Here is a 22509-nt window from a genome sequence, read left to right on the forward strand (position 1 = left end):
TATGCCCTTCCTCCCATCTCCTGTTCCTCTTGATTCAAAATCATCTCTTGACAAACAACAGAGAGCATGGGATAAGAGGTACTGTGAGAAAGGGAGACAATGGGGAAATGCTCCTGTAGAATTTATTCAACCCCGCCCTTGTGGAACTGTCCTTGAACTGGGAGTTGGCGACGGGAAGAACCTTCGTGTCAGAGATAGTAACAATTGCTTCTGTATCGGGCTTGATTTTTCATCAGCAGCCCTACAGATCTGCAGAACTGATCCAGAACTTTCTGATGTTCATCTGCTACTTGGCGATGTATGCAGGATTCCGGTAAAAAATGCCTTAGTGAATCTTGTGTATGCCCATCACATTCTTGGCCATCTTTCTTCACCTCTTCAACCTCTTTTGATGGATGAGATCTTTCGTGTACTAAGGCCAGGAGGCACTCTTGCTCTGACAGTTTTTGCATCAGGTGATATGCGGGATGGCCAGGGTCTGGAAGTTGAGCATGCGATGTATCTTCGTGGAGATGGGATTATCACTCGGTATTTTACTCCTGATGAGATCAAATGTCTTGGGAAGCAATTTATTATTCTGGCAGTAAACCGGGAAGAATGGTATCTCTCAATCCGAGGCAAAAAGTTACTTCGAGCAGTACTGACTGCATTGCTTAAAAAGCCAGAATAGTACCTTACCGTAACACACGACAGTCTGCCCTGCATGTACCGGTAGCACCTCTAATACTCTAAAAACATGGCGTGTCGACACAGTCATAGCAGTATTGTTCTTGATCTATCTGTTTTCAACTAGATTTAATTCAGAAGAATCGTTGTTCACGTGTATGCCAGTTAGTCTGATGCATACTGAATAAGAAAAAATTATACGAAATGACACAAATAGTATCCTTATGCCTGACTTACTATCTGATCAAGAAGTTGAAGAACTTCAGGAACACGATCTTTCACGTATAGGTGTCTCTCTTCCTTCAAACCTTCTCAATAGCTTCGATCAGATCCTCAAGACCAGGGGTTATTCGTCTCGATCAGAAGGGATTCGAGACGCCATCAGATCATATATCCGTTATTATAAATGGATGGCTGATATAAACGGACCGCGTCAGGGTGTCATCACCATTGTATATGATCATCATCAACGGGGACTCATTGCCTCAATCACCGATATCCAACATGATTACATGGGATTAATTCAAGCGTCGCTGCATTCACATGTTTCACACAGCCGCTGTGTTGAGGTCCTACTTGTCAGGGGTGAGGCGAAAGAGGTCAAGGAAGTTGCAGAGCGTCTGATGGCTCAAAAAGGAGTCGAAACTGTCAAGCTCACAACAATTCCACTTGAGGGATAATCTTTCTTCTTTTCCGGATACTATATACCGGATTCGACTTTCCGTTTTGAGGATATCTGGATATGAGATCCTGATCAACATAATTCTATGATTCGATGCCCCACTCTGATCCTTATACTCCTGCTCCTGTGTATGGTCATGAGTATAGTCACACCTGCCTCTGCGGCAGGGATTCGTCACGATAATATCGGAGCTGTTCAGCTCTACAACCTGGCGGTGGATGAGGCAACTGCAGGCAACTTCACCCAGGCTGATAATCTTACTGCACAGGCCCTCTCGATCCAACCGAATTTTACCCTGGCTCTTGTCACCCGTGCAAGTGTACTCATGAACCTTCGAAACATGACCGGTGCAAAAGAAGTTCTTGACAAGGCAATGGCATTTGATCCTGAAGATGCAAATGTACTGGCAACTATGGCTTCGTTTAAACAACAGAACGGAGCAGATCGTGAGGCTCTCACATATGCATCTAAAGCTCTTGAGGCAAATCCAAACCTTACCGAAGCATGGATCATTAAAGGCACCGCTCATGGCTCTCTTGGAGAGTACGAAGAGGAGTTGAAGGCATCAGAGCAGGCTCTTGCCATTTCTCCTGATAATAAACTGGCCCAGTCTAATAAAGCATATGCAACAGGGATGTTAAACAATTCAAAGAAATCCCCTGTCAATCCTCTTATTCCTCTTGTTGCTCTTATATGTGGGGTTGTTCTGGCTATCGGGCGGCGCAGGTAACCAGGCAGGAATTTCTTTTATTTTTCATGATTCAGATCAGGTTTGACTGAATCCCGCTTTTTCTTTCTTTGGCAATACGCTCCCGTGCGGTAGCACAATATTCCTCTGATACATCGATGCCTATATAGCGTCTTCCAAGACGGGTGGCAACAGTTGCAGTGGTTCCAGCTCCACTGAATGGATCAAGAACGATATCCCCCTTATATGAAAAGAGTTTCATACATCGTTCAACGAGTTCCTCTGGAAACATGGCAGGATGATCATACTGTTTCATCCTTCGTTCAGGACCTATGGACCATTTTGCCACAACCCATGATTTGAACTCCTCGTCCGTGATATCGATATCCTCTTTCCGTCCTGTTTTTTTAAGGTCCCCTTTGCAGAATACCTCGATAAACTCCCATGTATATTTCAGGTACGGACTTGATGGGGATTTCCAACTGCCCCATGAAGTATATTTGCAGTTGTAGTTGTTCTTCTCCCATAGGATTTCGCCTTTCCAGATCATCTTCTGTTGCATAAAGAACGAGGAGATGAGGTGATGGAGAGGGATATAATCTGAAAAAAGGGGTTGGACATTGACAATAAATCTGCCGCCGTATGTGAGTACACGGATTCCTTCGGTAAATACTCTGAAAAGCTTGTCAAGGTATGCATTCCAGTCTACTCCATCATCTGTCTGATCGTATTCCATCCCGAAGTTGTATGGTGGTGATGTGACAATCAAATCGATGCAATTGTCAGGAAATGATCGCAGGACATCCTCGCTATCACCACAAACAATTGTATTCTCTCTTCCTTTTGGAATTGGATTTCGATCATGTGAAAACTGATGATCCCTGGTATAGTAATGGATCCCCCGTGTCGACTCTTTTTCTTTCCTGTCTGATACCTTTCGCTCGTCAGCATACCCAATATAGATCCGTTTTCCATATCTGATGCCATAACTACCGATTGAAAGGATCTCTTCGAGAAGTGAAGAGACCGGATCGGAGAGCCCTTCTCTCTCGTAAACCTTAGTTATACCTGTCTTTCTTCTGGCATCTTCTAAAATATCCCTGAAAGAATCAGGATCGAATGCTGCCAGGTATGCACAAAAGAGATCGTCTTCTATTGTGAACTTAAGATCTTGTGGAGAAAGAGAATGGTTCAGTGTCTGGATGAAATCTTTCTCATCTCCGCTAACCTGGTGTTTTACCTTAATAGTCAGTTTGAGAAATCCATCAACCTCTTCTATCTTCCTGCGACGACCCATAATTATCCTGTTCTGTACGTGTTAGAGTTCTGATCAGATATGTTCATGAGTCTAATTTTGAAATCCTGCGTAGAGTCTATAAGTGGGCAGGCTAGAATATTGAATAGATAACTTTTGATCAAGGATAGTTTGAATGGCCGATATGGTGAATTTTGAAATGACCACGTCGGCCCTACAAGAATGTTTCAATGCTCTGATACCCTTTCTTTCAAATCCGTTCTGTATTCTTGATATTGATCTGTGTGTAAAATACGCGAATCCCTCTTTCCTCGCACTCTTTCCTGAGAGTCTTTCAGATGTGATCGGTCAACCTGTAGATCAGGCTTTCAGGTGGGATAAGTCTATGATTGATCTCACCATAGTATTGAATAGGATTCTCACTTCTTCTGATTCAATTATTGAATATCCATTTAGATTAGGCTCTTCTTATTCAGGTAATAAGACCACTCTCACGCTTATTCCGATTAGGACTCTAGGTGAACAGTCACGCCAGGTAACTGGCGTTATACTGGCTGTTTCTGATATAACAAGTCACCGGGTTGTTGAGGATCAACAATCTCATGAGATTAGACTCCTCAATATAATTCACGAAATTGCGGCATCAGATCAAATCTCGTATCCAAACAGGATGGTCCAGCAGGTTGTTAGTAGGGTCGGCTCACTTCTTCAGATTCCATATATCTCATTTCTTGAATTCACCTCTGAATCTGATTATCAGGTACCCCTTCGTGAGGAAGTACTCTGGTCAAGACGGTACGGTTTCCTCATTGGTGAAGGATGGGACGACGTCTCGCCAATAGATCTTACCGGGTCCAGCCAGATTTCTGATGTATTCTGTAGTCTGCCATATCTGATCCACACCCTGGAGACTGTTCCGAATGGTCTAAATGCCACAATGCTTGAGAGAGGAGTCTCGACACTTCTTATTATTCCCGTTCTGTATGATAGGGAAGTATATGGGTGCTTTATCCTTTGGAATATGGGAGAGATCCTAGCAGAACATGATATTACGGCCCTCAAGGTCATAGGCCGGATTGTTGGAGCCGGTATGATGAACTTGAGGGTTGAGTCTGATCTTGCCCAAAGCCGGGAAAAATTCAGGGGTGTTATCGAGCATATCGGTGACATGTATTACCGTACTGATAAAGCCGGAATTCTTCTTGAGATCAGCCCCTCTATGGCGACGGCACTTGGGTATCAGTCTTCTGCCCCCCTCATCGGATTGAGCATGGAAACTATGCTGATGTACCCTGACCTCTGGCCGATCTTTCTGTCAGAGGTCCTGAATAGCGACGGGGTCAAGGATTACGAACTCATCCTGAAAGGTGCAGGAAGTAAAGTGATTACCGGTTCAGTCAGTTGTCGCCTTGTTTATACTGAAGATGGTGACCTTCTGGGTATCGAAGGTGTCATTCGTGATATCTCAAGAAGAAAGCAGTATGAGCAGCTGGTTCATGAGTCTGAGTGGAAACTCGAGCAGGCAGGAAGAATTGCCAGACTTGGTCTCTGGTCATATGATGGAAAATGTAAAACTTTCAAGGTATCACCAGAAGTCTTCTCAATCCTGGCTTTTCCATCTGACATGAATGTTATCACACTTGGTGACCTTATACATATCACTTCAGATCCTGATAAGAATCAACTTTTAAAGCATTTTCTGAATGAATCAGCTAAGAGCGGTGAGTTCGGTTTTGATATCAGGATAGATCTCCTGGCCGGGAAGTTTAAATACATAAGGATTCATGGACAGCCCAGGAAGAGGGAAGGTGTGGTAACAGGATCGTTTGGTATTCTCCAGGACATCACCGAACGAAAAGAGGTTGAACAGCATCTCCTCAGGTATGCAAATCAACTTGAACAGAAGACACTCGAACTTGATGCCATGCGAAGCCAGCTCCTTGATATGAACAGGGATTTAGACCAGCGGGTTCGGATTCGTACAACCCAGATTGAGGAGTTACTGCGACAGAAAGATGAGTTTATCATGCAGATCGGCCATGATCTCAAGACTCCTCTTACCCCATTGGTGGCTATCCTTCCATATGTACGCAAGAAGATCAGTGATCCTGAACTCATCGATCTTCTTAATGTCTCAATAGAGGATGTAAAGACGATAAGACGGATGCTTACCAAGATCCTTGAACTTGCCCAGATGAATGCCCTTTATTCGCTCTCTGATCTCCAGCAAATAAATCTCCATGAAGCTCTTGATCAGATCATTTCAGATAATGCTTATATGATCCATCAAAAAAGTCTGTTTGTAAGGAATGAGATCCCTGATTCATTCTCTCTTATGATTTCTCCAATGCATCTTGAAACATTAATGGGTAATCTCATAGGGAATGCGGTCAAATACTCATATATTGATGGTTCCATAATAATCACAGCAAAGGAAAAACCTGAATCGATATGCATCAGAATCAAAGACAACGGGATTGGTATTCCTGAAGATGCTCTACCCAGGATTTTTGATGAGTTCTATAAAGCAGACTCTTCCCGTCATGACCTGAATTCTCACGGGCTTGGACTTGCTATTGCCCGGCGTATTGTTGATATTTATGGTGGCATTATCAAAGCCCGGAGTGAAGGATCTGGGAAAGGATCAACGTTTCTTGTTAACCTAAAAAAAATACCTGAGTTCAGAAGTAGCACATTACATGAGCAAGGGAATTTTTAGGAGAGACACAGATTATTCAAAGGAACCAGTCCAGGATGTGTTACTGATGGAGGATGAGGAATCCAAAAAAAAGGTAATGATTGTCGATGATGATGCTCATATCAGGATTGCAGTCTGTACCATCCTGAAGGACGCTGGTTATGAGGTCGTGAACGCAGAGAGTGGCGCTGTTTGTATTGATCTATTACGTTCAGGGTTCTCCGGTCTTATCCTCCTTGATGTTATGATGCCTAAAATGGATGGGTGGGACACCATCTCCAAAATACTCGAAGAAGATCTTTTTCACAAAATAGTTATTGTCATGTTAACTGCAAAAGATGTTCCAGATTCTAAAATGATAGGACTTCAGGAGTGGGTGATGGACTATGTTACAAAGCCCTTTGACCCTGATAATCTGGTAAGTAGGGTCCGGTATTATACTGGGTTTTTACCGGTTGAATATGGTCAGGACCATAATTTATGAAGATAGCGATTATCGGCTCTTCTACCGGTGGACCGCATATCCTTGAAGAGATTTTTACTGGATTTCCTGTGGTTCCTATTGTTATCATTATTATTCAACATCTCCCTGAAGCTTTTACAAAAACCTTCAGGGGACATATCGCTGATTTGACTGGTATGGAGACAGTTATCGCAGAAGAAGGATTCAGGCTTGCAGAGGGCAGGATCATTATTGCACCTGCAGGTAGACACCTGGTTCTTGAAAAGAACCGGATGATACATCTTGATGATGGTCCGAAATTACACGGAGTAAAACCTTCTATTGATCGGACAATGCTTTCACTTCAGCATGTTGAGGGAGATCGACTCCTTGGTATTGAACTTACCGGGATGGGGCAGGATGGTGCTGCTGGGATCTCCCATATTCGATCCCTTGGCGGGTATACCATTGCACAGGATCCTGCGACTGCTCCGATAAAAAGTATGCCTCAGGCAGCTCTTGATACTGGACAAATACGAGAGGTATTGACCCCCAGAGGAATCACCAAAGTTTTGGTGAAATTTGGTTCTGGTCAACTAACCTGATTTTCTATGTGAAGTCCAAATCGATCCTAATTATCTGCTTCATCCATACAAAATAAAAACGGATACCGTTATTACAGGCATTGCAACCCCAAGTACTGTGAGCACGATAAGATCGATGTGGGTTAGGGCTTTCTTCTGGAGATGATCAAGTGCATGGCTGCCATATCCCCGGCAGAGCATTGCCGAATACGTACGTTCTCCCTGTTCATATGCTCTTAGAAAAAGAACTCCCATTGCATATCCCAGTGTGCGAATCCTATAGCGATAAGGGAGATTTTTTGCCCATGGGTCAAAATTTCTTCCCTGAAGGGCGTGATGTATTTGGGTATACATTGTTGCAAACAAAAAGAGATATCTGATCATCATTCCGAGCGAGAGGGCCATTACCGAAGGAAGGCCGAGTCTGCGTCCTGCCTTGAGTAATTCCTGCATCGGTGTGGTTGAGGAGAGGAGCAGGATGGCACTGATACAGAGAAGGAATTTGAGAAGCAACAGAGTGGCAAATTCAACTGATTCATAGTATACTGGAAAGAACGGGAATGGCATGGGTATTTCAGTTGCGGTCTGGTAGTGACTGTTTTTAAAAAATATCTGGAAAAATATGATAAAAAATCCAAACGGCAGGGTCATGACAAATCTGGTGAGGTAGGTCCTTACCGGAAGAGTCGATAAAGCCCATAAACCGGCAATGATCATGCCAAACGGAATTGCAATATATACAATTCCCCACGAAAGGGGATATGAGACAATCAGGATGATCATGAACAGGACAAGGATCAGTTTAACACGGGCATCCAGATTGTGAGTGAAAGAACTACGAGATGCGTCCCAATCGATAGATGTTAGTTCGTCTATCATCGCATTTCCGGTTTATCAGATATGAGCGAGTAGAGAGCCTGTTCGACATCTTCGAATCTGTACCCTGCCTTAATTGGCACTCCACGATTTTGCAGGGAGGTGACCAGCCTGGTGAGAATCGGAACATCCAGCCGTGCCCTTGAGAGAAGTGATACATCAGCAAATATCTCTTCAACTGTCCCCTGCCCGATCACCTCTCCGGCATGCATAACATAAACATACCTGGCCAGATCCGGAACAAGGTCAACGTGATGAGTTGAAAACATCAAGGAGATCTGTCTGGTTTGCACAAGTCTTCTTAAAAGCCCGACCAACTCCCTGATTCCGACAGGGTCAAGGCCGGATGTGGGTTCGTCAAGGACAAGGATATCAGGATTCATGGCAAGTATCCCTGCGATAGCAACACGCTTTTTTTCCCCTCCTGAAAGGTGATGAGGAGGCCTGTCTGCCAGATGCTCAACTTCAAGGAGCTGGAGCGATTGATGCACCCTCTCCTGAATTGCTTCAGGGGAGAGACCAAGATTGGTGGGACCAAAGGCGATATCTTCCCAGACCGTTGGGGCAAAAATCTGGTCGTCAGGATTCTGAAAGACCATTCCTATCTTCTGCCTGACTACACGCAGGTTTTCTTTTGAAACACGTTCTCCATCTACGAGTACTTCGCCACTTTTTGCAGTAATAATCCCGTTGAAGTGCTTCATCAGCGTGCTTTTTCCTGCTCCATTGGATCCCAGCAGTGCAACACATCCGTTGCGAGGCACGGTGACTGACACATTATGAAGGGCAGTAATGCCACCACGATATTCGTACGTGATCGCCCGTGTCTCAAGAATATTCATACGCTGTATCATGAGAATAGGTTGTCAGGATATTACTGTTTTACGGAATGTATGAAAAATATATTCGATTTATTTCTTTGATCAGTTGTTCATATCCACTAAAAATTTCGAAAGATGCGAACGGATATGTCTTACAATGTAGAAAACGGCAAAATTATGCAAAAAATTGATTTGTTATACTGATTTAGAAAACCTCAGTCACAGGTCTTTTAATAGGATCTTTCCCAGGGATCTTGCAATGCAGTATGGGTATTTAATCAGGATGTTACTTTGCCTCCATGTGATCAAGGGGTAATACGGATTTGAAAATCTGGTTACTCATTACATAGAATGTTTAATCGAAGAGACGATTACAATTGTTAATTACTCCTTGGACTGTCCCATTATCTGGTTCAGTTTTTTTCAGGATATCACAATTGAAGAATAAATGATCCCTTTGGAATACACATTTCAAAACAGGCTCCGGATCCTTGTATCCCGATCTCTTTGATTGATATTCCGGTAAGTGCAAGGATCTCCCTGATTAGAAACATCCCAAATCCTGTGTTTTTTCCATAACCCTTCGCAAAAATCTTATCTTTATCTTCTTTTGGTATACCAACACCATTGTCTGACCATAATAGACACATGGTCCCATCTCCTGCCAGTTCAGCAGTTACCCTCACCTCTGTGACCGTTTTGCCATGCCTCATTGAATTATCAAGGAGATTCTCAAAAACTTTTGGTAAAAGTGGGTCAGCAAATATGGTGAGTCCACTAACATCATTTCGAATAGTGATGTTCTGGGATGATAGGTCATCGATAATTTTCTGAGCGTTCTGCCACTCGGGCTTGTTTATCCCGAGATCCTGGTAACTCCGGGTAAATTGTATCTGACGGTGAATAATAGAAGTCGCATCCTCGATCTTCTTCATTATATCCTTTGGTACATGTGAAGAATTCTCTGATGACGCAATATCGAGATAATTAAGAATTATGTGAATCTGGTTGAGGATATCATGACGGGTGACATCTGATAGAAGGTTGAGTTTTTTGTTAGCTGAAGCCAGGGCATTTACAGTTATCTGCAATGTCTGTGCATACCTTTCAAGTGCCTCTTCTCCTTCCTTTCTTGAGGTAATATCTGAAAGAACAGCCATTATTGCATCTGAACCCTGGTAAGGAATTATCGTAGCTTTGACCATGACATCAAGAATGGTGCTATCATTTCTGACAAGCCGCACCTCATATGGGGGAACGTTTTCCTTATTGAACCTGCGTTCAATATTCTCTCTCACTATTCTGTGATGTTCTGGAAGAAGGTATTGATAGATCTGGTTTCCGATAGGGTTCCCCTTTTTCGTTGAAAGACTGATAATACCTGAAGAGTTTATATAAAGTATCTTTCCTGTCCTGTCATAGATGATGACATAATCGGGGAGATTATCAACAAGGCCTCTGTTAAATGCTTCACTCTCACGTAGGGCGTTCTCAGCATGAACTCGGTCTGTTAAGTCATGATAACTCCAGACCCTCCCCATTATTTTTCCTTCACAGATCTGAGGTCTGACATGTGATTCAATCACTCTGCTGTCTTTGAATGAAAGAAGGACTGGCTGATTCTTTCTTCCTGTTGTTGACCCCTGAATCGTACGCTTTGGTTCAGGTATAATCTGATCAGATATCAATGCCCAGATTTCTGCCCCCGATCTCCCTTCAACCTGTTTTTTTTCAAGATTGAATATTGTGAGAAAGCGTTCATTATAACCGACTATATTTCCTTCAACTGTTTCTACGAGTATTCCATCCTCCGTTGCCTCAAGTGTTGCCTTGAGGAGCGAAAGCATCTTTTTGTTTTCAGCCTCGCTAATTTTGAGGGCTTCATCAGCCTGCTTTCTGGCTACAATCTCTCCAAGGTTCTTTATTAGAACCATGAACTGTGGGGCGGGATCCTCTCCCTTTACTAAATAAAAATCTGCCCCTGCATTTAATGCATCGATTGCAACCGATTCACACCCCTCCCCTGTGTAGATAATAAAAGGAATAGAGTTACCCTGACTTCTCACTATTCGGAGTAGATCAAGACCATCTATCTCTGGCATGAGATAATCTGCGATGATAGCAGAGTAAGAGTTTTTCTGGAGCATTTCAAGAGCCTGCTGGCCTGAATCAACTGACTCTACTGAGTATCTCGGTTCTTCGGTAAGATAATGCGAGATTATTTTTTGAAACTCCTGATCATCATCGACCACCAGAACTCTGATATCAGTAGGCTCCGGATACATTGCTAGCCTGTAAGCTGATGAACTGTATAAAGGATTCTTCAGGATGGGATCATTTATCAGTAAATAATTTATTCAGTCGTTGCAATAACTCCCTCCGGTTCACATCCGGCTATTCCATCAGGTGGATGGCGAAATTTGCCTCCCCAGATAAGCATCTCATCAATTATTGGAAGTATCTCTTTTCCCTGTTCAGTGAGGGCATACTCCACCCGAGGCGGGACCTCTGGGTATACAGTCCTGGAAATAATAGCCTCATTTTCAAGATCACGGAGATGTTTAGTAATGGTCTTTGAGTTGATTCCACACATCCGATTCTGCAATTCAGAAAATCTCAATGTACTGGTACGGAGATGCCAGATGATCATGAGATTCCACTTGCTCCCAATAATGTCTACGACTGATTCTAGTCTACATTTAGTTACTTTTTCGCATTTCAATTATAATTCCTCAATACTTACTATTGGGTTATAGTATTACTAAATCTCTTCTGATATCTATAATAGAGTATAATGGAGATTCTTTGAGGAGGACCTTTATGGCAATAATAGTTCAAGATAAGAGTTGTAACAGGTGTGGGGTCTGTGCCGACATATGTCCCATGGGAATTATACACTCCTCATTAGATGGCGAGATCCCATTTGTTGCTGAATCACAGGCAGCATGGTGCGTGTCATGTGGACAATGTTCTTCGTTCTGTCCTACAGGAGCGCTTACCCTTGAGAAAGATCAAGGACTTACACCTGAACCGGCATGGAACGGCAACGGTCTTTCGCCTGAACTTTTGGTATCTTACCTTAAGAGTCGCCGTTCAATCCGAAATTTTAAAAATGAACCCGTATCCCGGGAGACTATCGAAGCACTGCTTGATGTGGCACGGTATGCCGCCTCTGGAGGCAATGGACAACCGGTTCAATGGCTGATAATCCATGATCCTGAAAAGGTACAAAAAGTTGCCAAAGCTGTCATTGACTGGATGCGAACACTCGTGGGAAGCAACCATCCATTGAGTAAATATATTCCGATCCTTATTACTGGATGGGAGAATGGGTTGGATCCCATCTGTCGGAACGCCCCTCATTTGTTGATCCCTCATATTCCTGAAGAGATACCCATTGCGCATGTTGATGGAATCATTGCTCTCACACATGTTGACATCGCTGCACCTGCATTTGGTGTTGGGACATGCTGGGGAGGGTTTGTGGCTCTGGCCTCCCAGGAATCATCAGAGATTCGTGATATTTATGCTCTTCCGGCGGGGAGAAAACCACTATATGCAATGATGTTCGGGTACCCGAAATACAGGTCTGCCTCTATACCGACGAGGAATAAGGCTGTGATCACCTGGCAGTGACGGTGTGTTAACATGGTCAAAAAAATTATTGCAATCAATGGAAGTCCCAGGAAAACCTGGAATACAGCAACACTTCTCCAGCAAGTACTGGATGGGGCAGCTTCAAAGGGAGCAGAGACTGAACTTGTACATCTCTATGACCTTGATTATAAAGGATGTACCAGCTGCTTTGCATGTAAATTAAAGGATGGGAAGAGCTATGGGAGATGTGCTATCAGAGATGAACTGACCCCTGTTCTTGATAAAATCAAGAATGTCGATGCCCTCATTCTGGGTTCACCTCTGTACTTTGGAACAGTCACTGGTGAGATGCGTTGTTTTATGGAACGCCTCATGTTTCCGTACATGGTCTATGCCAAACCTCCTCAGTCACTCTTTGGAAGGACGATACCATCGGCTTTTGTGTACACCATGAACGTTTCAGAAAATGTGATTTCTGAATATGGATATGATGTACATTTCAAAACCAATCAATCCGTACTTGAGCGACTGTTTGGCTCATGTGAGTCGCTGTTCTCGTATGAAACATTGCAATTTGAAGATTATTCAAAGATAGTGTTCAGCTACTGCGATCCTGCTGAGAGGATAGAGAGGAGAAAGACAGTATTTCCCAAAGATTGTGAAAAAGCGTATAATCTGGGACAACGACTCGTACAAACTGACTGATTATTGTATAATCAGATTTACCTTTTCGAATCTCTTTTTTTCATCCGTCTTGCTACTCAACAGTGAGTATAAGTAGAAGGTATCTACATTATCCAGTTATTCTGCTATTGGCATGAACTGGTGTGCATCATGAAAAGGAAGATAATTACCATCGATGAGGAAAAATGCACCGGATGTGGGCAATGCATACCTGATTGTCCTGAGGGAGCGTTGCAACTTCTGGATGGAAAGGCACGGCTGATAAGTGATCTTTTTTGTGATGGACTTGGAGCCTGTATCGGAACCTGTCCGGAAGGTGCAATTACAGTTATTGAACGTGAGGCTGGTGCATATGACGAAAAGGAAGTTATGAAGAATATTGCCAGACAGGGTGAGGCAGTCATACGAGCTCATCTTGAGCATCTTGCCGGACACAATGAGATGGATCTCTATCACCAGGCTTTATCTTCGCTCCAAGACATGAGAATCCCGGTCCCTAATCATCAGGTAAACCCTGGTCACACAGAGCATCAGCATTCCAAGAATCCGGTTGCAACCTGCCCCGGATTGGCAGCCCAAACAATAGAGCATGAACATCCATCAAATCAGACATTAGTTCATACAGAATCAGAACTTCGTCAGTGGCCTGTACAGCTCAGACTCCTGAATCCATTAAACCCATATTTTGATAATGCTCATCTGTTAGTTGCAGCAGATTGTGTCCCATTTGCATTTGCAGATTTTCATCTGAAGTTTCTTAAGAATAAAATTTTGATCATCTTCTGCCCAAAACTTGATTCAGATATTGGGGAGTACATCAGCAAACTTACAGAAATTTTAAAGAATCACACAATCAAATCCATTACTACTGTCCATATGACAGTCCCTTGTTGCAGCGGTATAAATTACGTGGTGAATGAAGCCTTGAAAAAATCAGGAAAAGAGATTCCTGTTCAGGATTTCATCATAACCCTGCAAGGAACTGTTGCCAAGTGACGTGGCTATGATCTTCTGATCTAACACGTATTTATACGACTCGGGTTCTAACGTATCGGTATGGCACACCATACAATCAAGTCCCCGGTGGTCCTTGTCAACCTCAAGTGTTATCAGGAGTCGGTGGGTCACGGTGCCCACCGCATAGCACAGGCTGCACAGGAAGTAGCAGAAGAGAGCGGGGTCTCAATTGCCCTTGCACCAATGTACATGGACATTCATCCGATCAAGCATCACTTTGGCATACCCGTTTTCGCCCAGCATTTTGATCCAATATCTCCCGGCGCTCATACCGGACGCATTCCTCTCACTGCAATAAAAACTGCAGGGGCAGTAGGGTCTCTGATAAACCACTCTGAATATCGCCTCTCGATTGCAGATATCGAAACAAACGTTCAGGCTCTGCGTAATGAAGGGATGATCTCCTGTGTCTGTTCAAACAACGTTGCTACAACATCTGCAGTTGCAACTCTGGGACCAGATTATGTTGCAATAGAGCCTCCAGAATTAATAGGCGGAAAAATATCTGTAGCTGAAGCGAATCCGGAGATCATAACCGGTTCAGTACAGGCAGCCTTGAAAGCAAATCCTGATGTAAAAGTGCTGACCGGTGCTGGGATTCATTCAGGAAAATGTGTGAAGACAGCCGTGGATCTTGGAACTGTAGGTGTACTGCTTGCATCCAGTGTGGTAAAGGCAGAAGATCCCGGTGCAGTGCTCCGTGATCTGGTCTCACTTCTGTGAGACTATTCCGTTCTAGTTCTGATAATGTTCATCAATGGTCAGGAGTACTTCTGTGACCCGATGTCCCTCGTCGTAGTAGGGCTGTATTGTATAATAGATGATCTTACCTAAACCATTTTCCGGGTTATATTCACATCGCCCATGAACCGGCTGCCCGATTGCCTGTGCTTTAGAGAAGTCTGTGAACAGGTCTTTATCTTTCAGCCCGGTAACCTGGTGAAGGTTCATGCCCTGTAGTGCATTCACTTTTTTCCCTAAAAGTTCTGCAGCCCGCACATTAGCCTCATGGATTACTCCATCAGGATTACAGGTCAGAAGGCCAATGTGAACATGATGAAAAATACTTGCATATCGTTTGCGTTCAATAATGAGTTCCCGGGTTGCCTCTCTTTCAGTAGTAACATCATGCCCAATCCCCACAGATCCGATGAGGTTTCCAGAATTATCAAAGAAAGGGACCTTTCTTATCTCCAGATGTATCGGCTTTCCATCAACGAGTACTGACTCATCGCGTGTTGCGTTCCCGCCTGATCGGCTTTCGTGGTCATAATTAATTGCATCTGTTCTTCGTGGAAGTTTCCGGGAAGCTTCTGTGTTCATGAATATGTACCTGCCCTGAAGATCCCTGGCCCACAACATGTCAGGAACTGTATCGCAGAGCTGATGCATCATAGAATACATGGATTCGTACTTTTCTTTTCCTGATATGAGTTCTGAATGCATCTCTTCATGATGAAGAGCTGATCCAACAATGGATGCTGCTGCCTGAAGTGCGTCAACTTCTACTACTGCCCATTGTCGCTCTGAAAGGCAGTCACAGAACCAGATCATTCCCCTTACTTTCCTGTCTGCTACAATGGGGAAAGCGGCAATAGATCTTATTTTTTCTTCCTCAATGAACACTTCTGCGACATCACAAAAGACATTTGCAGAACCCACGATAGGAGAACCCTGTAGCATCTTTTCTATCCAGGATGAATCGTTTCCCGGGTTAAGTACCAGTCCTTCTTCAGGTTCTGGATCTCCAAGCCTGCTCCAACTACAGAGACGTGAATATGTTTGAACTCCGGATTCCTGTGGTTCATCCCTGAAGATAAGGACCATATCCACTTCGGTTGCGAGACCAAAAAGTGCCAGAGATTCTTTTAAGGCCTTTTTGTATGTTTCTCCACCAAGAAAGAGGGTTGCAACCAGACTCACCGTCTCAAGGATGGCATCCCTTCTCTTTAAAGCCAGCCTTGCGTTATGTTTTTTTATTGCATAATCAACTTTATGATTGAGTTCTGCAAAGAGGGTCTTTGTATCTCCTCCTTTTGGTATAAAAAAATCGGCCCCTGTGTTGATGGCTTCAATAACCACAGATTCCTTGCCCCGACCGCTAAATAAGATAAAAGGTATATCAGGATCTAATGAACGGATTTCTTTTAAAAGTTCGATCCCAGTCATTGTGGGCATCTCGTAATCTGATATTACACACGAGTACGAGCCGGTTTTAAAACAGGCAAGGGCTTCCTCAGCACTGTGAACCACATCCACCCTGAATCGTCCACCCCGTTCAAGGCATAATCTGGTTATATCACAGATCATAGGCTCGTCATCCACATGAAGCACCCGTTCATGTGCAATCGCGGGTATCTCTACTTTATTATTCATCTATTTGTTGATCGTTTTTATTTACGGTACAAATTTTGATTTTATTCCCGAAAAGTCGGTTAAAAGCCTTATAATAGTATTTTGATAGATCCTACTTAGCTTATTGCGTTGCAAATATTAATAGTCAATGAGATATCAAAACAAGTCGCTCTTATTTAAAGTGTTTTTTTCAGTATATCTGGTTCTTATCATTTCATGAACGAGATATTATCTCACCTGACATCAACATACAAATAATGAGAATATTTTCGGTAATTTTCATTACATTCATATTATTTATTTCACTCACTGCAACCGGGTTCGCTGCGCCAATTCCCCAGCAGAACCAAACGGTTCAGACCACGACTTCTGTTGTAAATAACTCCTCTTCACACTCTGTACCGGTAGCAAATGTTACTGTAACCCCGGCCCCTGTGGCAGTGAATACTTCGAGTAAGAATCAGACAGTCCAGAAGAACTCTTCACAGGTCCAGGTATCTTCAGGTGATCAGCAGTTTCTCTTTCTGATGAATCAATACTGGATTCCTGATTTCTTTGATATCAAGGGACGAATGGATGGCTCTACAACATTTGGTTCTGACCTTCCGCAAATGATGAATCTGACCGCCGATTATGCCAGAATACGGCTCAACAAGAACATCAACGAAACAAACGGTTATTCACTCTCTCCTTCGGTGAGCAGTCTGCGAACCGAATACCAGACCGGTGCAACCAGATGCATCAAGGTCATTGACAGTGTCATGGCTCTGAATCGGAGTGTAGGATCATTTGGGCAGGATGTTCCAACGCGGACTGCGGCTCTCTCTTTATATGGAACCTGGCTCGAGTATCGGACAATGAAGGCCTATAATCTTCAGAATATCTCATACCCTGATATCGCTGAAGTACCTCCTGACCAGTTCATGCAGGTTATGGGAGCTATTACTAAGTAGGAAGAATTTTTTTTTCAAAACATGGGTGATCCGGATGAGAAGGTATCAGATTGCGGTTATCGGTGCAGCTGAAGCAAAAGAGTGGGAAAAGGAGCTTGCATTCAGTGTAGGCAGACTGATTGCAGCTGAAGGTTGTATCCTCCTGACTGGTGGCCGAGGTGGGGTTATGGAAGCTGCAAGTCAGGGTGCCAGTGAAGCAGGTGGTTTTGTTGCAGGGATTGTTCCAGGCTCAGAAGGAAACCAGTATCTTGATCTTATTATCAAAACCCAGATGGGCCAGGCAAGAAATGTTATCCTTGTTGAGTCAGCAGATGCAGTGATCGCTGTGTCAGGAAGTTATGGCACCTTATCTGAAATTGGAGTCTCCCTCAGAATTGGGACACCGGTGTTTGGAATTAAAACCTGGGATATTCCTGGTTTGATCCCCTGTCAAACCCCTGAAGAGGCTGTGTATAGTGCTTTAGAGTTTTGCAATTCTATGAGAATTTCTATCTGAATTCATATATCCGGGAGCGTTGTCTTTTTTTCTGGAACCTGCTCCTGACATATGTCCGTGGAAATTTTAATTTTGCATCAAACCTCAGGTCCGGGTTCTGTTTGTTTGATGAACAGAACGGAGCATATTTAGCCTATCAGAAGACATTTATTGCGATACCGTGGGGATCAAAGAGTGGCTCATACCGCAGGATAAGGTGTTTTTTGACCTCTTCGAGCGTTTAGCCCGCATTGTTGTCATATCCGCCGAAGAACTCGAGTCGATGGTGAACAACCAGCAGGATCGGGATATTGCCTTTAAGAAGATCAAAGACCTTGAGCATCAGGGTGACCAGATCACGCACGAGATATATGAGAACCTGAACCGGACATTTATCACTCCGCTCGATCCTCTTGAGATCTCGCGTCTTGCATCAGCATTAGATGATATTCTGGACTACATAGATGATTCAGCAGAGAAGATGATCAATTATGGAGTCCTTGAATTTGACAATTACATGCAGGACTTTGCACAGCTTATTCGGCTCTCGGTTATTCAACTTGAAAACGGAGTCAAATTAATCCGGTCGACCAAGGATCTGGTAAGACTGGATTCATGTGGGATAGAAGTTAACCGGCTTGAAAACCTCGCCGATGATCTACTCTCAAAATCAATCAAACATTTGTTCATGGGTAATGACCCGGTGACGATAATTAAACTCAAAGATATCTACGAATGCCTCGAAACAGCAACGGATAAATGTGAGGATGTCACCAATGTCCTCTCTGATATCAGCATCCGTCATTCGTGATTTAGATGGATCCAATCCTCATTATCGGCATCGCAGTGGCACTCCTTTTTAATTTTTTAAATGGGCTTCACGATGCTGCAAATTCTATATCAACGATAGTTGCAACCCGGGTTCTGACGCCGATTCAGGCAGTAACCCTTGCAGCCTTTTTTAACCTGGTAGGCCCTCTCTTTTTCACAACTGCAATCGCCAAAACAATCGGTAAAGGAATTATTGTTCCTGGGTGGCTGACTCTTGATGTTATCATCATCGGCATTCTGGTAGCTTCATTCTGGATTTACTTCACAGCATATATCGGGATACCCATATCATCCACGCATGCAATGATTGGTGGGCTCATAGGTGCTGCCGTTGCATATGGTGGACATACGGTTGTGATTCTTCCAACTCTTAAACTGCTGGAAGGGCTTGTTGGCTTCGGTCTTTTTGGTATTATCGCTGGAGCAGTAATCCTGACACTACTTGCACGGTGGTATCATGAAGAGAATCTGAAGCAGTACGCAGGCCTTGGTGCATATTTTGGTTTTATATTCACTATTCCGCTCTGTATCGCTTTGCACCTTCTCCCAATTTCTGGTATTGTCAGTATCATTCTTTTTATTGTGATCTCTCCTTCTCTTGGTTTTGCTCTTGCATTTTTGCTTGGCTGTATTGTGATTAGGATCTGCAGAAATAAAGATCAGAAGAAGATGAACCATGTCTTTAACAAGTTGCAGATCGTTTCATCTGCATTCTATAGTATTGGTCATGGCAGCAATGATGCACAACACGCGATGGGTATTATCACTGCCATGTTAGTAACCGCAGGAGTACTGACTGATTTTAGTGTTCCTCTCTGGGTTATTCTTCTTTCAAGTGCAGCTATTTCTCTCGGAACGCTAACCGGAGGGTGGAGAATTGTTCAGACAATGGCTAAACGTATCACCCATCTCCGTCCATATCAGGGTTTCTGTGCAGAGACTGGTGGAGGAATTGTCCTTCTCCTCGTGACTCTCTTTGGAATTCCTGTATCAAGTACTCATGCAATCAGTGGGTGTATTATGGGAGTCGGTGCAACTCAGGGAAGTTCGTCTGTCAACTGGGGTGTTGTCAGACGAATTGTGACTGCATGGGTTATTACAATCCCCCTGACTGCTGCATTCTCATGGATTGTATATGCCGGATATCTCTCAATTTGGGGTTGATTTTTCTTTTTTTCTTTTTTTCATGTAATGATTTTTGTTGATACTCTTATATGCCTGAAGACATAACAGTCAACTGACAGCGGGTACCTGCACCGTCTGGGCACAAGCCTGCAGGCGAATGAATTCTGATTCATTGCTATACGGCCAGCCCGATACTGGGGGCTTGAGATCTCCATCAATTTGGTCCAGTTTTGAAGAGAGCCTCCATCGAGGGTACTCCTGTTTGAGGAGTGATCCAGTGTGAAGGAATTATACGAGAAGATGATTCGGGAAGCGATGGCAGCCCAGAGGGCTGACGTCTCAACCGTTCAAAAGAAACGCGGCACAATATTTTCAATGTCTGATGCCAAGCCCTATCTTGATGCCGTTTCTGGAATGGAAGCAATAACCGGGCAAAGCAAAGCTGTAATCGATCTCCATAAGGAGTCAGTGAAATCACACTATACCATCCTCTCGAGTCTTACCAAAACTGTACGTCCGGAAGATGATCCTTTTGTTGAGCATTATCAGACCCCGGTAATTCTCGAAATACTCTGTGATGAAGATGCATCCTTTAAAGCGAGCATGGCTGAATTTGTCAAGCAGATTCAGAAGAGTGAAGCAATCATCGGGCTGGAGTCAGCGAGACGATATGCGGGGTTCTACGGCCCAACCTGTGTTGTAGACTTTGCATTGATCCCGGGAAGTACCAGCAATGTTGTGAACCAGATTCTCCGTGAAACCAAGATACCAGATGATCACAAGAAGGCGATTCTTGCTGCCAAATCATGGGGAATGAATACCAGTTACGGGATCGGTGATGTATTTGCTCATGCAGTTGAGTCAGGTGAGACTCTGGCAGCAGCAACTAAAAAAGAGATTGAGATGCTTGCTTCGATCTACACACATCCGGTATCTGCCCAGGCCGAACTCATGGATTCTCTCGGTCAGAACTCATTTGACTGCAGAAAGTACATGCAGGAGTACAGGGTTAAGATGGAACCTTTTGTCAAGGCAGCAATAGCGGATAAGGTTCACTATGCAAACATTGTAACGATACCGGCATACTGTGTTGGTGATGTCGCACACCATATCTCACAGTCCACATTCAACATGTGCAAGGATGACATGGTGATGGGTATTATCGAGGCTGTCACCGATGTAATTGAGAACTCTCTAATGGCGTCGGTTACCAAGTTCAAGACTCCTGAACAGCTGGTATCAGTTGCAACCGGTGCGAGTGCGGCTGCTGTTGAGTATATCCTTGAGATGGATGGGTTCAATGCCCTGATGATTGTTGACCTGCTCACTAAGCGGTATCACAATTATGTTCAGCTTAATCCGACAAGAGGAGCTGCTGCAGAACTGCACAATTGTGACTTTATGGATATGATCTACCGGGGTTGGGGAATTTTAGACCGGGCACGAAAGATCAGGAACGGCTCAGGAAAGGATCTGAAACTAACTGTATCCGGGCTTCCGATTGATCTGACACCGGTATACAAACATGAGATCATCAATAACCCCCAGTGGTATGCATATCCTGCCTGTGCAATTACAGTCCGTCTATCTGCATTGATGCGGCTTTCCGATTATCCATGTCTTCTCACGAGTGAGCCGATCACAGCAACCCTGATGACCAATGTCATCGCCCTGAAAAAAGAAATTCCAGCTGCACCAGCAAGGATATGTAAGAACTGTGCTTCTGCATCGTGTGCAGACTTCAGGCATGAATACTGCCAGTACCGCGAAGCGGTATAGGTGGCGCAGATGAAATGTTATGTCTGTGCAAAACAGGGAAAGACCACTGAGGCAGTAGGTATCTGCATTGTATGTGGAATGGGACTCTGTATGGAGCATGTGATCCGTGAGGAGCGTGAAATCTGGGAGGGAGGGTATCCCTTCCCTGCCCAGAAAATGAAAAAAACACTCCCACGAATACTTTGCAGGGATTGTGCAGAAGCAACCAGTGAGGGGTGATCCCTATGGTCTCACTCTTTAAACGATCGGTTACAGAAGGAATTGGAACAGCCCTGCTGGTTTATTTTGGTGCTGGATCAGCTGTGATCACACTGATGATCAGTCAGGGAACAAAACCCGCCTCATCATTTAACATTGGGATTGGAGCTCTTGGCGGGATGGGTGACTGGCTGGCCATCGGTCTTGCCTTTGCCTTTATAATTGCTGCTGTGATCTATGCAACCGGACGTATCTCTGGAGCTCATATCAACCCGGCAGTGACCATCGCCCTCTGGGCGACCAAACGGTTTCCGTCTGTTGATTGTGGTGCATACGTTATTGCCCAGTTGATAGGAGCAGCAATTGGAAGTTTTCTCTTTGCTGCTTCAGTTGGAATGGAGGCTGTAACGGTAGGCGGACTTGGGGCAACCGGACCGTTTCCTGGTATCAGTATGGGTCAGGCAGTCCTCGCCGAGTTTATCGGAACCTTCATCCTTATGCTTGTCATCATGGGTGTGGCGGTAGACAGGCAGGCAACACCTGGGTTTGCAGGTCTTGCTATTGGACTGACTGCTGGTGGAGTCATCACAACCACAGGTAACATTGCCGGAGCCTCGCTCAATCCTGCACGAACATTTGGGCCATATCTGGGAGATCTTGTTCTCGGGGGAACCAACCATTTCGGCAACTTCCCGATCTATATTATCGGCCCGATTCTCGGTGCTGTGGCAGCAGCGTTTCTGTATGACTGGTTACAGAAAGAATAATCTCAACCTTTTATCC

At 44.1% G+C, this 22509-nt stretch carries 23 protein-coding genes; 17 read left to right on the forward strand and 6 right to left on the reverse strand.

Annotated features, from left to right (window positions below; genetic code table 11):
• Nucleotide 1: 1 nt before the first annotated feature.
• The 3 genes from DK846_RS01125 to DK846_RS01135 all read left to right on the forward strand — a co-directional run bounded on the left by DK846_RS01125 (nt 2) and on the right by DK846_RS01135 (nt 2078).
• Nucleotides 2-670 carry a class I SAM-dependent methyltransferase gene (locus DK846_RS01125; protein WP_109967081.1) on the forward strand — a complete coding sequence of 223 codons (669 nt, stop codon included), beginning with the start codon at nt 2-4 and terminating at the stop codon, nt 668-670.
• 220 nt (nt 671-890) lie between these two features.
• Nucleotides 891-1346 carry a nickel-responsive transcriptional regulator NikR gene (gene nikR, locus DK846_RS01130; RefSeq protein WP_109967082.1) on the forward strand — a complete coding sequence of 152 codons (456 nt, stop codon included), beginning with the start codon at nt 891-893 and terminating at the stop codon, nt 1344-1346.
• 138 nt (nt 1347-1484) lie between these two features.
• Complete coding sequence (locus DK846_RS01135) at nt 1485-2078, forward strand: tetratricopeptide repeat protein (RefSeq protein ID WP_181391565.1); 594 nt, start codon at nt 1485-1487, stop codon at nt 2076-2078.
• A gap of 31 nt (nt 2079-2109) precedes the next feature.
• Here DK846_RS01135 and DK846_RS01140 read toward each other — a convergent pair whose 3' ends face one another.
• The gene (locus tag DK846_RS01140; protein ID WP_109967084.1) at nt 2110-3333 is read right to left on the reverse strand and encodes a DNA-methyltransferase; all 1224 of its coding nucleotides are present in this window, start codon (nt 3331-3333) and stop codon (nt 2110-2112) included.
• A gap of 157 nt (nt 3334-3490) precedes the next feature.
• On the opposite strand from DK846_RS01140, the gene DK846_RS01145 reads away from it, so the two are divergent.
• Genes DK846_RS01145 through DK846_RS01155 form a run of 3 tightly spaced genes read left to right on the forward strand, consistent with a single transcriptional unit; the run spans nt 3491 to nt 7036 of the window.
• Nucleotides 3491-6010 (forward strand): ATP-binding protein, encoded by a 2520-nt coding sequence (locus tag DK846_RS01145; protein WP_181391566.1) that lies wholly within the window; start codon nt 3491-3493, stop codon nt 6008-6010.
• Nucleotides 5991-6473, forward strand: a complete 483-nt coding sequence (locus tag DK846_RS01150; RefSeq protein ID WP_245926422.1) for a response regulator — start codon at nt 5991-5993, stop codon at nt 6471-6473. The genes DK846_RS01145 and DK846_RS01150 overlap by 20 nt, the downstream gene beginning before the upstream one ends.
• Nucleotides 6470-7036, forward strand: a complete 567-nt coding sequence (locus tag DK846_RS01155; RefSeq protein ID WP_109967086.1) for a CheB methylesterase domain-containing protein — start codon at nt 6470-6472, stop codon at nt 7034-7036. Before DK846_RS01150 ends, DK846_RS01155 begins: the two co-directional genes overlap by 4 nt.
• Before the next feature lie 39 nt (nt 7037-7075).
• Here the strand turns inward: DK846_RS01155 and cbiQ are convergent, their stop codons facing one another.
• The 4 genes from cbiQ to DK846_RS01175 form a co-directional block, all read right to left on the reverse strand.
• Nucleotides 7076-7894 (reverse strand): cobalt ECF transporter T component CbiQ, encoded by an 819-nt coding sequence (gene cbiQ, locus DK846_RS01160; RefSeq protein ID WP_109967087.1) that lies wholly within the window; start codon nt 7892-7894, stop codon nt 7076-7078.
• A complete protein-coding gene (locus DK846_RS01165; protein ID WP_109967088.1) occupies nt 7891-8733 on the reverse strand; it encodes an ATP-binding cassette domain-containing protein in 843 nt (280 codons plus the stop codon). The genes cbiQ and DK846_RS01165 overlap by 4 nt, the downstream gene beginning before the upstream one ends.
• Before the next feature lie 410 nt (nt 8734-9143).
• The gene (locus tag DK846_RS01170) at nt 9144-10997 is read right to left on the reverse strand and encodes a response regulator (protein ID WP_109967089.1); all 1854 of its coding nucleotides are present in this window, start codon (nt 10995-10997) and stop codon (nt 9144-9146) included.
• A gap of 68 nt (nt 10998-11065) precedes the next feature.
• Entirely contained in the window at nt 11066-11434 is a 369-nt protein-coding gene (locus tag DK846_RS01175) for a winged helix-turn-helix transcriptional regulator (RefSeq protein ID WP_109967090.1), read from the reverse strand.
• Nucleotides 11435-11532: 98 nt separating this feature from the next.
• Here DK846_RS01175 and DK846_RS01180 point away from each other — a divergent pair, with 98 nt between their 5' ends.
• The 4 genes from DK846_RS01180 (at nt 11533) to tpiA (ending at nt 14733) form a co-directional block, all read left to right on the forward strand.
• Nucleotides 11533-12348: a nitroreductase family protein gene (locus DK846_RS01180; RefSeq protein WP_109967091.1), complete on the forward strand. Its 816-nt coding sequence runs from the start codon at nt 11533-11535 to the stop codon at nt 12346-12348.
• Between the two features lie 12 nt (nt 12349-12360).
• On the forward strand, nt 12361-13014 hold the full coding sequence (locus DK846_RS01185) for a flavodoxin family protein (RefSeq protein WP_109967092.1): 654 nt from the start codon (nt 12361-12363) through the stop codon (nt 13012-13014).
• Nucleotides 13015-13143: 129 nt separating this feature from the next.
• The gene (locus tag DK846_RS01190) at nt 13144-13989 is read left to right on the forward strand and encodes an ATP-binding protein (protein ID WP_109967093.1); all 846 of its coding nucleotides are present in this window, start codon (nt 13144-13146) and stop codon (nt 13987-13989) included.
• Nucleotides 13990-14049: 60 nt separating this feature from the next.
• Entirely contained in the window at nt 14050-14733 is a 684-nt protein-coding gene (gene tpiA / locus DK846_RS01195; protein ID WP_109967094.1) for a triose-phosphate isomerase, read from the forward strand.
• Between the two features lie 12 nt (nt 14734-14745).
• Here tpiA and DK846_RS01200 read toward each other — a convergent pair whose 3' ends face one another.
• On the reverse strand, nt 14746-16386 hold the full coding sequence (locus tag DK846_RS01200; protein ID WP_109967095.1) for a response regulator: 1641 nt from the start codon (nt 16384-16386) through the stop codon (nt 14746-14748).
• 236 nt (nt 16387-16622) lie between these two features.
• Between DK846_RS01200 and DK846_RS01205 the strand changes: the two genes are divergently transcribed.
• The 7 genes from DK846_RS01205 to DK846_RS01235 all read left to right on the forward strand — a co-directional run bounded on the left by DK846_RS01205 (nt 16623) and on the right by DK846_RS01235 (nt 22493).
• Entirely contained in the window at nt 16623-17318 is a 696-nt protein-coding gene (locus DK846_RS01205) for a hypothetical protein (RefSeq protein WP_109967096.1), read from the forward strand.
• Between the two features lie 34 nt (nt 17319-17352).
• The gene (locus DK846_RS01210; RefSeq protein ID WP_109967097.1) at nt 17353-17814 is read left to right on the forward strand and encodes a TIGR00725 family protein; all 462 of its coding nucleotides are present in this window, start codon (nt 17353-17355) and stop codon (nt 17812-17814) included.
• A gap of 160 nt (nt 17815-17974) precedes the next feature.
• Nucleotides 17975-18604, forward strand: coding sequence for a DUF47 domain-containing protein (locus DK846_RS01215; RefSeq protein WP_109967098.1), 630 nt, complete (start codon nt 17975-17977; stop codon nt 18602-18604).
• Nucleotides 18605-18609: 5 nt separating this feature from the next.
• Nucleotides 18610-19788 (forward strand): inorganic phosphate transporter, encoded by a 1179-nt coding sequence (locus tag DK846_RS01220; protein ID WP_109967099.1) that lies wholly within the window; start codon nt 18610-18612, stop codon nt 19786-19788.
• A 240-nt stretch (nt 19789-20028) separates the two neighbouring features.
• Entirely contained in the window at nt 20029-21528 is a 1500-nt protein-coding gene (locus DK846_RS01225) for a DUF2193 domain-containing protein (protein WP_109967100.1), read from the forward strand.
• A gap of 9 nt (nt 21529-21537) precedes the next feature.
• Nucleotides 21538-21747 carry a DUF2180 family protein gene (locus DK846_RS01230; RefSeq protein ID WP_109967765.1) on the forward strand — a complete coding sequence of 70 codons (210 nt, stop codon included), beginning with the start codon at nt 21538-21540 and terminating at the stop codon, nt 21745-21747.
• Between the two features lie 5 nt (nt 21748-21752).
• A complete protein-coding gene (locus DK846_RS01235) occupies nt 21753-22493 on the forward strand; it encodes an MIP/aquaporin family protein (RefSeq protein ID WP_109967101.1) in 741 nt (246 codons plus the stop codon).
• Nucleotides 22494-22509: the final 16 nt, after the last annotated feature.

It is taken from the genome of Methanospirillum lacunae, from assembly GCF_003173355.1.
Classification (GTDB): Archaea; Halobacteriota; Methanomicrobia; order Methanomicrobiales; family Methanospirillaceae; genus Methanospirillum; species Methanospirillum lacunae.